The sequence below is a fragment of the Gardnerella sp. DNF01189 genome (genome assembly GCF_049244195.1).
In the GTDB taxonomy this organism is placed as follows: domain Bacteria; phylum Actinomycetota; class Actinomycetes; order Actinomycetales; family Bifidobacteriaceae; genus Bifidobacterium; species Bifidobacterium swidsinskii.
This window is the reverse complement of record NZ_CP058385.1, coordinates 357,251-371,730: the sequence shown is the minus strand read 5'-3', so window position 1 is coordinate 371,730 and position 14,480 is coordinate 357,251. Positions and strand designations below refer to the sequence as shown.

The following is a 14,480-nucleotide window of genomic DNA, read 5'->3' as shown; positions in this document are numbered from 1 at the left end:
TAAAGCCTTTTACACCAGCTTTGGTAAATTTTTTTCTTGATTTCTTTTTCTATTCCTTTTAATGTAATTGCCTATTTTATGCCAATCACAGGTCGATAAATCCTCAATATAAGCATCGCAAGTAAGCTTTAAATCTTCTAATCCACGCTCGTAGGCTTTTTGGTTGGCGACCATGGCATTGTAGACATCTACATACTTTTGCTGGATGGCAAGTGACGGAAGGTCAATATCCATATCGCACATATCTTCCCAGCTAAAAGTTTCTCTTGCTGAACCCCAAGAGTTAAAGCGTGAATAGCGGTCAAATTCCGGACGGTTGAAATATATAAATAAAAAATCAGATAAAAGCAAATCAGTTCTATTTACTTTAAAAACGATATATGAAGATGAAACGATATAGGTGTTAACAGTTGTGTTATGTGCTAATGTAATTTTTTCACCGTTTCTCGAAGTAACTGTAACATAAGCAAAATTATCAGGCCGCACCAATTTATATGGGGTTAGCGATACATCCTTCATATCAGCTTTAGTTTCAATAAATATCTTTTGAATTGATATTCCTTTAACATCTTCCAACGTGTATTTCAGCTCATCGTTTCTTTCATCACATTGCTCAATCAATTCACCAAGTTTGTATTTACTCAATCCCATAACCGATCCCCCTGAAGGCGTCCTCAAGCATCTTTTGCGACTCTTTTTCCTCATGCAGGAGATCTTTCATCTCGGCTTGAATGCGTGCCATTTCCTTGTCATAGTCTATATCTAAATCATGGTCGATAAACTCGATATATTTGCTTGGTGTGAGAGCCCATCCCTTGCTTTCAATTTCTGTCATCCCAACACTGCGATAAAGTTCCGGAATGGCATAATTATTGCCGTCTGTGCCTTCACTTTGCCAAGTGTGGTAGATATCGGCAGCATGCTGAATCTGCTCAGCACTAAGGCGTACTTTTTTCTTGTTTTCACCTTTGACAGCATTTTCCGTCCAAGTGCGTAAATCCATGAACAAAATTTCATTCTCACGATTACGAAGATTTCTATCGTGGTATTTTCCGCCCTTTTTATTCTGATTCAAAATCCAAAGTGTTACACTGATGTCCGTTGTAATAAACAGTTCTCGCGGAAGAACAATAATAGCTTCCACCTTATCATTTTGGATAAGTCTTTTGCGAATTTCCAATGTATCGCTGTCGTTTAATGCACCGTTAGCAAGCAAGAATCCAGCAACACCGTTAGAAGGTTTTAAGTGTGAGAGTATATGTAAAATCCACGCATAGTTGGCATTGCTTTCAGGCGGTGTGCCATAATCTGCCCAGCGAGGGTCATTCTTTAGATTTTCATCATACCAACCTTTAAGATTGAAAGGTGGATTTGCCATGATGTAGTTGAAATACAATCCCTTGTGTAAATCATGGGTAAATGAAGAATCATTTGTGCCACCAAGGTTATGGCTAATACCACGAAGTGCCAAATTCATCTTTGCAAGACGATAAGTTGCAGCTTCCTTTTCCTGACCATAAATATTGATGCTATTAAGATTACCCTGCTTTGATTTCACAAGTTCGGTACTTTGAATAAACATACCTCCAGAACCGCAGGCAGGGTCATAAAGTGTGCCTTCAAACGGTTCAATCATAGCTGCAATAAGCTTAACTACATCGTGAGGAGTATAGAATTCTCCTTCTTCTTTTGTTGCATTAACTGCGAACTCTTTAAGGAAGTATTCATACACATAGCCAATTAAATCTTTTTCTTCACCAAAAGCCTTGTGACTGATTTTATTAACTTCATCAACAATTTTCTTGATGTCATTAGCAGCTAAATTACGAGTGGTAAATGTACCCTTTATAAAGCAACCTTTAAGCTGAGGATCTTCCTCTTCAAGTCTGCTTAATGCAGTGTCAAGTGCAACATTGAGTTTTGGAGCCGGTGTGTTAATGATGGTTGACCATCTTGCTTCTACAGGAAGGTTGTATGTTCCATCTGCAAAAGTAGCATCATCAAAGAATGCAGCTCTGATGTTTTCATCATCAGGGTCTAGTCCCTGCTCAATTAAAGTCTTACGGAGTGATTCGATGCCGTCTTCGTATTTCTCACCGATAAAACGCAAGAATACAAGTGTGAGCATCATATCTCTTTTTTCAAAAAATGAGCCAGAATTTCGTGCTGCACGTAAGTAATCTCTACAATTAAAAAGTATACTATCTATATTTAATGCCTTTTCAGCAGTTTCCTTTTTAGCCATTACTTTTCATCCTCCGCCATAAATTCCAAAATATCGTTGGGCGTGCAGTGTAAAGCCGTGCAGATGCCTTCCACTTTTTCCAGTGATATATATTGCCCAGTGCGTAGTTTCGTAATAATGTTGGCGGAAATATTGCTCATTCTCATTAAGTCCTGATTGGAAATATCTTCTTCAATCATGCGATGTAATAGTTTTTTATAACTAACAGCCAAAACCCCCTCCTTATTTTAATAATTAAACATTATCACGATTCTGTGAGTATATCAACGATATAAAGAACTAGCTGTTGCTGTGAAAGTGAAAGACAAATATGACGTGGGTTGTGATAAATCTTGTTGATAATCTCTTAGGTATCGATTTAGATCATTGCTGATAATTGAATTATCAAAGATAAATAAGTAACAAAGAGCTATAAATTTACGCAAATAAATCAGTCTTCATTAGAATTGTCACATTTGCTAGAATTTTTGTTTTTATTGTCATATGCATTTTTACTAAAAACTGATAGACAAGCAATAACAGCAGTACCAGCAGCGAAACAAAACTTATTTTTTGCATCTAAGTAACATCTTTTACATAAATGTTTCTCACATATAAGCAATTTCTTACAAAGCTTACAACGACGCTTTTCGCATTCTTTACTCATTTTCTAAACGCTCCGCCTCTAAACACAAGATATCTCTACTCTTATTAGCCAATAGAGCCTTATATGAATCAACTGAATTAATTATCTGTTTTGGCTCTTCAAGCCAAAAATTAATATTTTCCTCATTGTACTGGTAATATTCGTGAATTAATTCAAAAGCAGTATATTTATTACCGCTATAAATTCTTGCTTCATTTAATTTACGTAGAAAACCTGAATAATGCTCGAAAATAGACTTTATATCCTCAAACTTTCCACGATAATGAAACAGATATGTTCTTAGCCCAAGATATTTCGGTATTATTTTCATATCTTCAGTAATATAAGAAAGTATTGAATCTACATCATTAATACTTCCACATACTCTTTTTTTATTAATCTTATCTAAGTCTTTGACTCGGTTATATATATTCGAATACAAAGAGTTAAGACCTTCCATTAAATATGTGTCTGCTTCTTTTAGATATTCTTCTTGTTCTTCTGATGACGCATTAGATGCTAACTTAATCTTGTCTCTCGCATTCATAAACTTATCAATCAAGCTTTCGCTACGAGCGTCTTCAATCATCATATCAATTTTTCTACTTACATCAGCTATTTGTGAAGATATGTGCTGAAGAGATAGTTGTATACACAGCATTGGAACATTAGAAAAAATTTGTGTTGAATCAATTGCTTTTCTTAGTGTAATAGACCTAACAATACGTCCTTTTGCATTAACAATGTTAGAACAAAAATTGCCAACACACTTTTTTGATTCTTGAATACTATACGTACCATTTTTAAGACCGTTAATAATATCTTCACCAAAATGCGAAAAATCTGCAACAAGCATATTTGCATTAGAAACATCAAAGCCAATCTTAAGAGCATTTGATACTAAACCAACAACGTTTCCAACATTATCAATCTTTTCCCACAGTGTATTCACTTCCACATCACGCTTAATTCTATCTATGACATCAAAAAAATCAGACATTGCTAAAATGTCATTTCCAGTTTTATCTTCTTCGCTCACGAAAATATCCAATAACCCTGACTTAGTCAATTCTGACATTTCGTTATTCTGCGACATTTAAAGCACTCCTTAACGCAAGAACACTTGCCGGCTATGAACTAGAACTTCTTTATTCTCACCATATTTGTATCAATGAAACTGTATCACAAAACCACCTTTTAGCTCAAACCACAAAACATTCAGTTAAAGACTATTGATATAAACAAAGGACTCCCACGCATAAAACACTAAATATTAGAAGTAGTTTCGTGCGTAATGCTCCTCTCGTTAAGCTCATTGCGCAATATGTTTCCTACTTGACATACTTTGTATGCAAAACCGCCTAATCCTAATATCCAATCACATCTTTCTCAACTTCGCGTATAACTTCCTCGGATATGTTTTCAACAGCAATTCGATAAACCTTATTCATGCGCGGATTATAAATACCCAAGTACTTAATATTCTGAAACTCTGGATGAATAGAACGCAAACCCATACGCCAATACATAAGCAGTTGAAGAGTCTGATCCTTATCCAGCTTTTCTTTAGAAACTTTAAAATCCCACAAAGTATCTGCTGTTATAAAATCACCATCGCCAGCACTTACCGTATCAGTGTAACCGCCCTCTAGCGTAAAACCATCAAGCACCTTCGGGCCATAACACTCAAGAAAATGAAGCGAGCGCTGAACCATAACTCTGATGTTCTGGATTGTGTGCTCATCGGGATTGATTTCGTCAAAAGGCCTGTAGCCAATAGGACCATATCTAAAGCATACGTCGAATCCAACAAGTTTGACGGCGTTAACTATATCTTCATCGCCAAGTCCTTTAATGCCAGACATAAGTTTCGATGCATTATCGTGTTCGTTTATAATCATTGCGCCCAATAAGGAAATTTTAAACGCGTCTATTGCACTCGATCCAGACATTAAACGAGTCATGTAGTCAACTACTATACCAACTAAACTTGGGTGAATGTTCTCTTTATCGTATAAGTCTTCTATTCCTTCGCCTAATGATTCTTCAACAAATTCTTTTCGTGGCAAATATCCACCATAAGGTTGTTTAATGCTCTTAATGCGTTGTGTAACTGAATATCCCATAACTAAACACTCTCCTCATTAAAAGTGCGTACAGATTATGAAACTATTTTAATAGAATCAGCGTACGTATTTAATAGAATCAGCGTACGTACGAATTTGTTGATGCAGAAAACTGATATGTAATCCTTTTGTATTATCCCACTGCAATTTTTAACGTGTTAACAAAAGGCTCAAGTAGCGTGATGCTTGCGAAACGTATAACACAGAAAGCAAACAGTTTCTGTAATCACATGACCCCCAAAAGCGCGTTATTTGTTCGTCAATGCGCCTAATTCACATCCAACAAAAAACACCTAAACCAACAACGGAAAGCTATAATCTGAATAGTAGTTAAACTTTTGCTTTCATCTGCTTGCGTATGCTTGCAACTATTTTGTAAAATAAGGTCAGAAAGGATGCGAACACAATGACAAACACAAACGCTGTATATGCAAGAATAGATACAAATCTTAAAGAAAACGCTGAAAGCATATTGAACCAGCTTGGAATAACTCCATCTTCAGCAATCCAAATGCTTTATAGTCAAATCGTTTTACAAAAAGGCATGCCATTTGAACTTCGTCTGCCGACTAATACACAAGAAAAACCGCTTGCTTTAGGTAATTTAACTCGAGCCGAACTGGATGCAGAATTACAAAAAGGCATCGATTCACTTTCGACTGGCAAACAATATAGTGCAGATGAAGTAGAACAATTCTTCGCTAAGGAATACGGCGTATGAGCACAACCTATAGCGTCATTTATTCTCCGCAAGCGTTCCTTGATCTTACAGAACTATACGAATACATTCGCTTTACATTACAAGTTCCAAAAACAGCTGAAAAACAAGTCAACCGCATTAAGAATGCTATCCGTTCTCTTAACACTATGCCTATGCGCTATCAGCTTGTAGAGTGGGAGCCGTGGCATTCTATGGGAATACGCAGAGTTTCAGTCGATAACTACACAGTTTTTTACCAAGTAGACGAAAACCAAATGACTGTAACAGTTATTCGTATCTTCTACTCAGGCAGAAATATTGAAAACATTGTTAACGACTCAAACAATTAATGCGCGATTTGGGATAGAAAAGTACTGGCAACGTATTCACACTTTTTAGTGCACACTATGGATATTGGGTGCACCTTTTAACGATAGGAAAATATCGCAAAAAGGTTTAAGATTGGCTTAATAGCTTGATTTTTGGGAATGAAACCAGCCTAGAAGCCCCCCAGGCTGGTCGTAACGTTTCGTAGGATTTGACACTCTTTTTAACTTTTGCACTAGTTTATTTCTATGTCTTCTAATCGTTCCTTTTCTTAATTATCTTTCTTTCTTAATTATTCTCTTTCAGCGCAAGTTCTATAAGCTTATCCGTGTAATCAGCCATAAATAACGGAATATTCAACATATCATCGTCTAGTTTGAGATTATTCAGCGAGAATCGTATGCGTAATTTCGTTTGATTAGGGAATAATTCTTTAAACTTTTTCAAGCTAGGTCTGTCTAGATTACCTTTACTAGTTAACAACGACATCCACGTGTTAACATCAAGTAATCTTCCGTATGCGTCAAAATATCTCTAAACTTTATGTCATGCTCGTAAAAGCAAACAAAGTCTTGCTTATCACAGCTACACTGCCTTTGAGAAAACGGCACAAGACCACTAGACACAACAATATAATTTGGAGCATCAATATGTGGTATGTCAACCATTCCTGAGATCTGAAAATTTCTTTATCCTGAAGCTTTATACAGTCTTTTTGCGTAGCGTATAATAGGTCTTTGGAGATTTTTACCTACCACTTTTTAATTTTGTTGCCTTTGTTTCTACATTGAAGTATGTTATCAGCAATAGGAGGTACAAATTTATGGATAAGAATGAAAACATTAATTTACCTAAAACGGTCACCATTACTTTAGATCTTGACAAATTATACAATGAACTAAAAGAAAATGGTTGGAAACCTAATAGTACGGCTAAATACTACAAGCATTACATCCTTAAACATATTGGTAAAGAAGATACTATTCTTGGGCCTGACGAAAGCGTGAGATATCTAATTGATCTGCTTACAACAATTTCATCCCGTCATTTCTTATCAATGATTGAACCAGGCCCCGGTAAAGAAGCTCTTATAAAACGTGTTATACACGAATATGAAAAATAGGGATATACAAATATTATTTTTTCTTATAGCCTATAGCTGCTTTACTTATTTTCTTACGTAAAATTATCAAATACCCCCCTATTTTTTCAAGCACAAAAGTCTAACTTTTTGGGGTCACATCACATTTACATCTGATAACTATTTCTTAGTTCTAAGTAATATTATTTATTCAACTCCTATGGAATTTAAAAAATCAATAAGTGCTTTTCCAAGTTCTTCGTTTTCTTTTACTAGTTTTATGCATTTTTTAGGAATGTAGTAGAATTCATTGGCTTCATCTCTTAAAACTATGAAATTTTTTTCTTCGCCTTTAGGGCAATTGTTTTTTTCGCATAAAACTCCGTAGTGAGATTGATTTTTATATGTATTTCTTAAGGTATTTCTTACTAGCATGATTTGTTTAATTTTTTCCCCTTTTATTACTCCCTTCAAAGCATCATGTGGGTGAAAATTACCTGTAGTTATATCTACGTTATAATTGTTAGAATGTATTTTAGCTTTTTTATAATTTTTTTGTTTACTTATGCGATAAAATAAATTATTACCTTCTTCATCAGATAACTCATCATTTTCTTCATAATTTCTCAAATCTATTATATCCGTACTTGTATTTGTATTTAAATCATCTTCTGTAAGTCCAAAAGTATATGGCATTAAAAAAATTTTGTTATATTTAATCCTGTAAATATCCACTTCATTTTCTAGATCTATTACCCACCAATATAAATTTTTGAATTTACCTCTACCTCTATGCATGTTAATTTGATTTTGATTTGTTTTAAATTTACTTAAATCCTTATTCAATGTTTCTATCTCAGAATATGCTTTTCCAGCATTTTTTATTTCAGTATTTAACTCTTCTTTCGAACTATTGTTACCCATAATAAACTCTCTCTCCTTCTGCGTAAAATACACATACAAAGCCAGGTGCAAATGGTGTGCATTTTTCTTACATCAATCTTGTACACTCCACGCGTCTCGACATTACGCCTTGGACATTAGGCAAACACACTCCACGTGTGATAGTTAGGTTATATTCTATCTCATTTTTATTTCATAAAACCGCTAATTATTCTTGTTTTACATCATTATCGTCTGCACCAACTATTTTTTTGATTAGGCTAATATATGACTCAACTATAGAAAGTGCTAAAAAATAATTATTATTTCGTTATAACCTCTCTCATAAGATTTTATCTATATAGTAATGAGTTGTATTTTACCAGCTTTATTTCTGGTGTATTCCCATAAGAAAAGTCGAGATACCCTAAAATTGCTATATCATATTCTTTAGTTTCATCTATTTTATCTTCAACTCTTCCACGAAATACTTTTGTTTTATATCCCCATGTCTCATCTCTTCTTTTGGTATAAATCAATAGTTTGAAAAATTCTTCAGATGGCTCAACTCGTCCCTCTTGCTCTGCTTGTTTCACTGGCTCAACCTTTAATTTAACTTTACCATAGAATATAAAAACTTTACCTTCATATTCTTTATCTAACCGCATACTAAAACTCTTTCTTGGGATTGTTCGTTGTATTGAATTGCCCCCGTTAGAACTTTTTATAATAAGTGGATTATCTCTTTGTGTGTGACTATTTATCTTAATGTCTGTTGATGTGTCTCTATTCATCAGCATATTTAATGCTGATTCGAGCTTATCTTGAATTTGGTCTTCATTAATTGTTTTTACATACTCAATTATTTGTTTTTTAGTAGCATAATCATAATTATAGGAACAGTTGCCTAAATGATTCGAAGTAGGCTCTTTTGATAAGTATTCACGGTTCTTTGATGTTTTGTGTGTAAAAGCTAGTCTGGCTTCTTTACATTCTGGACATCTCATATTTCCTTTATAATAAGATATGTCACCGTTATTTTTTTCATAATGCTCTTGAACTTCATCTAATTCATGAAATTGAACGTCTTTAACAAAATAAAAATCATCAAATTGTTTTCTTTTCACCATCTTACCTCATTTATATTTACAATTTTGTGTTATCCTCTGATGTACTATAACATAACTTTATTTTTTTGAACTATATTTTCTGCTCTTTCTAACATTGTCCTCATTAAGATTACTTCTACTTGATTTTTCTTTTTGAACCTTATTAAATACTTCCTCTGTAATAATTGCTTCATGATTGTCTTTTAGAAGATAATAATTTTCTTTATTTACTGAATCTAATAGTTTTACAGAACCTGTATATTTTTCATTTTCTAACATGGTTTCAATACTTCTTTTTGGCCATTTGTTTTTCTCTGTTGGAGATTTAATATTTTCTTTTTCAAGTTCTTTGACAATGCCTATGACACTTTTCCTATCTAAGTACCAATTAAATATTTTCTTGACTATTTTTGCTTGTTGGAAATTTATAATCAACTCTCCATTTTCATCATGATTATAGCCATAGCTCTTTCGATTATAAAGTTTTGATGTGCCTTGTGCTGCTCTTTGCTTCAGACCCCATTGTATATTTTCACTTCTCTGTCCGTTTTCTGATTGTGCTAATGATTCCATAATGGATATGATCATATCTGTATCATCTTCTTGGCTATCTAGGTTTTCTTATTCAAAGATAATTCTTGCACAGGCTTGTTTTATTACTTTTAATACTTCTAAAGCATCTACTGTATCACGACCAAAACGACTCACACTTTTAGTAAGAATAATATCAAGATTACCTTTCTCACACTCATCAATCATTCGATTAAACTCGTTTCTTGAAGATCCAACCTTAGCTGAAGCAACATCAAGAAAAATATCAGCAACAAACCAAGTCATGTGAGAAGCAGCAAGACGAGTAAGACCAGACACTTGAGTCGAAAGACTATCCAGCTGCTCTTTACGATTCGTACTCACACGAGCATAAATACCTACAGCATAATCCTTAACAACCCGCTTAGGTTTGATGACTATCACATCACTATTTAGCTCATCTATCTTATCCATAGCCATCTCTCCTTATTTTTAGACTAACGAAACTTAGATTTCTTCTCCATGATAATTAGCCTAAACCTTATTTTCCCACTTCACCAGCTGGGTGCAAAGTGGCGAATCGACTTGCATGAGCGATTAAATATAATTCGCGAATGCACTTCGATTCGCTGAGCTTGCTCAAAGTTGAAAGCACAGTGTGCTTTCAACGCAAGCGAAGTACGTTAACATCCTGTGCACGCGACCCTAGAACGTTGATATCTTCCCTCAAACAGCCAAAATACGTTCAAAAACCGAGCAAAGCCAGCTTAAATCCACCACAGGCTAAACCCTTTAACGATAACTCTCACTAAACCCTGCTACACAAGGGCAAACTTGCACTCACCTAATCAGCCCTAGACATCAATACGACACTCTCAACATGATGAGTGTTGGGATATATAACACAGAAAGCAATAGTTTCAGAGTATAAAAGCAAACAGTTTCAGAGTTTAGAAGGAACAGTTTCAGAGTACGAAAGCAAACAGTTTCAGAGTATCCAAGAGTTAAGAAACTAGACCGACCTACATGCCTCCAGATTTGCGCAAAGCTCACAACGAGCTAGATAAAATAGTAGATGTTGCTTTTGGTGCTACAAAGCCTTGCACTAATAACGACGAGCGCCTAGAAATTCTCTTCAAATCCTATATTCACATGACTAAGGAATGAATTTAATATAAACAAACCCACAAAACTAAAAACAAATCTGTAGTTTCTACAAGTCAGGATTTATATTAAGAAGTGTTGATTGCTGTTAGCAGAGGGTCACAAGTTTTGTGTGACCTTCTAGCATATTCATTCTTCTGAAACAATACGCAGTTGAATTGTGAAACTCGTAACTGAACCTTTTATCCTCATAGTTCGAAAAAAATATTGCTTTTTTTTTAAGTGAATAAACTTTATTGTGATGTATGCAAATTTTGGGGCTGACTCTAATTTTGCATAATTTTCAAATCGAATTAAGAAAGGAAGAAAGATGAATGGGGAGAATATGGAAATGCCTCCAGTGAATAATGATAACAATAACAAGCATTTGAGTGGGCTTGGAGTATCTGCGCTTGTATTGGGTATTATTAGCATTGTATTTTCTGTAGTTCCAATTATTAACAATTTGTGCATAGTGTTGGGAGTTCTAGCAATAGTTTTTGCTGGATGCTCTTGGAAATCAACTGGTAAAAAAGGACACAAGCGTGGTCATGGAATGGTAATCGCTGGTCTTGTTCTAGGTATCCTTTCAATAGTAATTACTTTATCTATGCAAGCAAGTTTTAGTGCTTCTATAGATAAAGCTAAGTCTGGCTTAGATAAAGCAAGTAAAAAGCTAGACAATATGGCAAAAGGTATTGCCAATGAGAATGCTAAAGAGATGAAGATTCAAGTTAAGGGCACTGCTCCAACTGATATTAACTTATTAGTTTCTGGTTCTAACAGCAATGAAAGCACAAATAATGGTGTTTGGGAGAAAGTCTTTACTGGCAAGGATGCTCAAAAGGATTGGACAATCATGGCATCGCCAAAAATAGACGTTGATAATCCAACGCCAGACAATTACAAAGTTGAATGTTCAATTACTGTTGATGGCAAAGAAGTGTCTCATAAGAGCGCAGCTGGAACTTCTGCTAATGTAATGTGCACTGCGTCTGACATAACTGCTAAGTAATTTATACGTTTTTATAAAATTTATTCAAACAAAAGCCCGACGAGTTTACGCGCCGGGCTTTTAGTGTATTCAGTTAGTTATTGTGTAACTTTACTTATTCTTATTGCTATCTTCTTTAGCTGCGCTATCTTCTTTTTCGCTATCTTCAGACTTATTATCCTCAGATTTATTTTCTTCAGTAGCAACAGCAGCAGTTGTGTCTATTGTCTCAAACTTTTCGCCTTTAATTGTGAACTCCCCCAGCAATCCTTCGCCTTCAGCATCCACCTTAATGTGTTCGCCGTCAGAAAGTTCACCAAGCAAAATCTTTTCAGAAATAGTATCCTCAATATCTCGCTGAATTACGCGACGCAACGGACGTGCACCAAGCAAAGGATCAAAGCCTTTCTGTGCAAGCAAATTCTTAGCGGCATCCGTAATTTCTAGAGACATGTGACGATCAAACAGCCTGTCGTTAAGCAACTTCACGTCCATGTCAACAATTTGACGAACTTCTGGCTCCGTAAGCTGACGGAACACAATAGTGTCGTCCAAACGGTTTAAGAACTCTGGACGGAAATGACGCTTAAGCTCAGAATTAACCTGATCTTTCATGCGCTGATACGTGGAATCAGCGTTATTTCCAAGTGTAAAGCCAGTGTTTGCAGCCTTCGCAATATCGCGAGTACCAAGATTGGTGGTAAGAATAATAATCGTATTCTTGAAGTCCACTTTTCTACCCTGACCGTCTGTTAAGTGACCGTCATCGAGTACCTGCAAAAGCGTGTTGAAAATATCTGGATGAGCTTTTTCAATCTCGTCGAAAAGCACCACAGAGAATGGCTTTCTGCGAACTTTTTCAGTAAGCTCGCCACCTTCTTCATATCCAACATATCCAGGAGGAGCACCGAAAAGCCTAGACGCAGCATACTTTTCTGCAAACTCTGACATGTCAACTCTGATTAAGGCATTATCGTCATCAAACAAGAAGTTTGCAAGCGCCTTGGCAAGCTCAGTTTTACCAACTCCAGTAGGACCAGCAAAAATAAACGATCCAGAAGGACGTTTAGGATCCTTCAAACCAACTCGAGCACGACGAATCGAGCGAGCTAAAGCAGACACAGCTTCATCTTGACCAACAATACGCTTGTGAAGTTCAGATTCCATTTGAAGAAGCTTCTGTGATTCCGCTTGAGTAAGCTTTACTACAGGAATGCCTGTAGTGCTCGAAACAACGGAAGCAATCATGTCTTCATCAACAACCATCTTGACGTTAGACTCGCCTTCGCGCCAAGCCTTTTCCTTCTCTGCAGCTTCATTCTCAAGCTTTTCTTGATCGTCGCGAAGATTGGCAGCTTCTTCAAAATCTTGCTGCTTGATTGCTTCATCTTTCTTTTCGGAAATCTTAGCAATCTTATGGTTTAATTCTTTGAGCTCAGGCGGCTGAGTCAAGCGCTTAATACGCAAGCGCGCACCAGCTTCATCAATAAGATCAATAGCCTTATCTGGAAGGTGACGATCTTGAATGTAACGATCAGAAAGCTCAGCAGAAGACTGTAAAGCTCCATCGGTAATAGTTACATGATGGTGATTTTCGTAGCGAGAACGCAATCCTTTAAGAATCTCGATAGTTTCAGCAATTGTAGGTTCTGGAACTTGAATCGGCTGGAAACGACGCTCCAAAGCAGCATCTTTTTCAATATACTTGCGATACTCGTCAGTAGTAGTAGCACCAATTGTCTGTAGCTCTCCACGCGCAAGCATTGGTTTAAGCATATCGGATGCACCAAGAGCTCCATCAGCAGAACCTGCTCCAACAATAGTGTGAATCTCATCAATAAAAAGCACAATATCGCCGCGTGTTTTAATTTCTTTAAGCACTTTTTTCAAGCGCTCTTCGAAATCGCCACGGTAGCGAGATCCTGCAATCATTGAACCTAAGTCTAGAGAATAAACTTGCTTATTTTTTAACGTTTCCGGCACATCGCCTTCAACGATTTTCTGTGCGAGACCTTCTACAACTGCAGTCTTACCAACTCCAGGCTCTCCAATAAGCACAGGATTATTCTTCGTGCGTCGGCTAAGTACAACCATAACGCGTTCAATTTCTTCAGAACGACCTATAACAGGATCAAGCTTTCCTTCTTGAGCTTCAAATGTTAAATTGCGTCCAAATTGATCAAGAAGAGCAGAGCCGGATTGATTTCGCTTATCTTGCACACTTCCAGCATTAGCTAACTCGCCCTTCTCGCTACCATTAGGAGCATTATCTCCACGAATTAAATCAACAGTAGTGCTTCGCAAGTCTCCAAGATCAACTTCCATCTTTATAAGTACTTGCGTGCCCACACCTTCGCCTTCGCGTATAAGCCCTAGCAAAATATGCTCAGTACCAATATAACTGTGACCAAGCTGAAGAGCTTCGCGCAAACTCAGTTCAAGCACTTGCTTAGCGTGAGGCGTAAAAGGAATATGACCAGCAGGCGAAACAGTGCCTTTGCCGATCATCTCTTCAACCTGTTTGCGAGTGCCTTCTAGGCCTACGCCTTTTGAGCTTAACGCTTTCGCGGCAATGCCCTCACCTTCGCGAATAAGCCCTAGCAAAATATGCTCAGTACCAATATAATTGTGCTGAAGTGAGCGAGCCTCTTCCTGAGCTAGCACAATCACGCGTCGTGCGCGATCAGTGAACCGTTCAAACATAACTGCCTTCCGTT

Annotated in this window: 15 protein-coding genes and 1 pseudogene; 5 read left to right on the top strand and 11 right to left on the bottom strand. The window is 36.4% G+C overall.

The features are described 5' to 3' along the window. Window positions 1-9 precede the first annotated feature (9 nt). From HXT41_RS01525 to HXT41_RS01505, 5 genes are all read right to left on the bottom strand, one after another. Window positions 10-651 carry a restriction endonuclease subunit S gene (locus HXT41_RS01525; RefSeq protein WP_421788768.1) on the bottom strand — a complete coding sequence of 214 codons (642 nt, stop codon included), beginning with the start codon at window positions 649-651 and terminating at the stop codon, window positions 10-12. Then, window positions 638-2,245 (bottom strand): N-6 DNA methylase, encoded by a 1,608-nt coding sequence (locus HXT41_RS01520; RefSeq protein WP_421788767.1) that lies wholly within the window; start codon window positions 2,243-2,245, stop codon window positions 638-640. The genes HXT41_RS01525 and HXT41_RS01520 overlap by 14 nt, the downstream gene beginning before the upstream one ends. Further along, window positions 2,245-2,457: a helix-turn-helix domain-containing protein gene (locus HXT41_RS01515; protein WP_421788766.1), complete on the bottom strand. Its 213-nt coding sequence runs from the start codon at window positions 2,455-2,457 to the stop codon at window positions 2,245-2,247. The genes HXT41_RS01520 and HXT41_RS01515 overlap by 1 nt, the downstream gene beginning before the upstream one ends. A 426-nt stretch (window positions 2,458-2,883) precedes the next feature. Further along, window positions 2,884-3,966, bottom strand: a complete 1,083-nt coding sequence (locus HXT41_RS01510) for a hypothetical protein (RefSeq protein WP_421782541.1) — start codon at window positions 3,964-3,966, stop codon at window positions 2,884-2,886. Between the two features lie 271 nt (window positions 3,967-4,237). After that, on the bottom strand, window positions 4,238-4,996 hold the full coding sequence (locus HXT41_RS01505) for a hypothetical protein (RefSeq protein ID WP_012914162.1): 759 nt from the start codon (window positions 4,994-4,996) through the stop codon (window positions 4,238-4,240). A gap of 406 nt (window positions 4,997-5,402) precedes the next feature. Here HXT41_RS01505 and HXT41_RS01500 point away from each other — a divergent pair, with 406 nt between their 5' ends. Together HXT41_RS01500 and HXT41_RS01495 are read left to right on the top strand one after the other, a co-directional pair. Then, a complete protein-coding gene (locus HXT41_RS01500; protein WP_012914161.1) occupies window positions 5,403-5,717 on the top strand; it encodes a type II toxin-antitoxin system RelB/DinJ family antitoxin in 315 nt (104 codons plus the stop codon). Continuing rightward, complete coding sequence (locus HXT41_RS01495) at window positions 5,714-6,046, top strand: type II toxin-antitoxin system RelE/ParE family toxin (protein WP_012914160.1); 333 nt, start codon at window positions 5,714-5,716, stop codon at window positions 6,044-6,046. The genes HXT41_RS01500 and HXT41_RS01495 overlap by 4 nt, the downstream gene beginning before the upstream one ends. 265 nt (window positions 6,047-6,311) lie before the next feature. Here HXT41_RS01495 and HXT41_RS01490 read toward each other — a convergent pair. Further along, window positions 6,312-6,479, bottom strand: a pseudogene (locus HXT41_RS01490) (ATPase); the annotation flags it as partial. A 367-nt stretch (window positions 6,480-6,846) separates the two neighbouring features. Between HXT41_RS01490 and HXT41_RS01485 the strand changes: the two are divergent. Continuing rightward, window positions 6,847-7,146, top strand: a complete 300-nt coding sequence (locus tag HXT41_RS01485) for a hypothetical protein (protein ID WP_410310400.1) — start codon at window positions 6,847-6,849, stop codon at window positions 7,144-7,146. Window positions 7,147-7,311: 165 nt separating this feature from the next. On the opposite strand, the gene HXT41_RS01480 is transcribed toward HXT41_RS01485, so the two are convergent. The 4 genes from HXT41_RS01480 to HXT41_RS01465 all read right to left on the bottom strand — a co-directional run bounded on the left by HXT41_RS01480 (window position 7,312) and on the right by HXT41_RS01465 (window position 10,100). Continuing rightward, window positions 7,312-8,028: a hypothetical protein gene (locus HXT41_RS01480; RefSeq protein ID WP_421777153.1), complete on the bottom strand. Its 717-nt coding sequence runs from the start codon at window positions 8,026-8,028 to the stop codon at window positions 7,312-7,314. Between the two features lie 311 nt (window positions 8,029-8,339). Further along, window positions 8,340-9,116 (bottom strand): hypothetical protein, encoded by a 777-nt coding sequence (locus HXT41_RS01475; protein ID WP_410310402.1) that lies wholly within the window; start codon window positions 9,114-9,116, stop codon window positions 8,340-8,342. 57 nt (window positions 9,117-9,173) lie between these two features. Then, entirely contained in the window at window positions 9,174-9,668 is a 495-nt protein-coding gene (locus HXT41_RS01470; RefSeq protein WP_410310403.1) for a recombinase family protein, read from the bottom strand. 48 nt (window positions 9,669-9,716) lie between these two features. Then, window positions 9,717-10,100 carry a recombinase family protein gene (locus HXT41_RS01465; protein ID WP_410310404.1) on the bottom strand — a complete coding sequence of 128 codons (384 nt, stop codon included), beginning with the start codon at window positions 10,098-10,100 and terminating at the stop codon, window positions 9,717-9,719. Window positions 10,101-10,652: 552 nt separating this feature from the next. On the opposite strand from HXT41_RS01465, the gene HXT41_RS01460 reads away from it, so the two are divergent. Both HXT41_RS01460 and HXT41_RS01455 read left to right on the top strand, forming a co-directional pair. Next, a complete protein-coding gene (locus HXT41_RS01460; protein ID WP_004111528.1) occupies window positions 10,653-10,793 on the top strand; it encodes a type IIL restriction-modification enzyme MmeI in 141 nt (46 codons plus the stop codon). 307 nt (window positions 10,794-11,100) lie between these two features. Continuing rightward, window positions 11,101-11,784, top strand: a complete 684-nt coding sequence (locus HXT41_RS01455) for a DUF4190 domain-containing protein (RefSeq protein WP_421788765.1) — start codon at window positions 11,101-11,103, stop codon at window positions 11,782-11,784. 90 nt (window positions 11,785-11,874) lie between these two features. On the opposite strand, the gene HXT41_RS01450 is transcribed toward HXT41_RS01455, so the two are convergent. Further along, window positions 11,875-14,466 (bottom strand): ATP-dependent Clp protease ATP-binding subunit, encoded by a 2,592-nt coding sequence (locus tag HXT41_RS01450; protein WP_033888763.1) that lies wholly within the window; start codon window positions 14,464-14,466, stop codon window positions 11,875-11,877. Window positions 14,467-14,480: the final 14 nt, after the last annotated feature.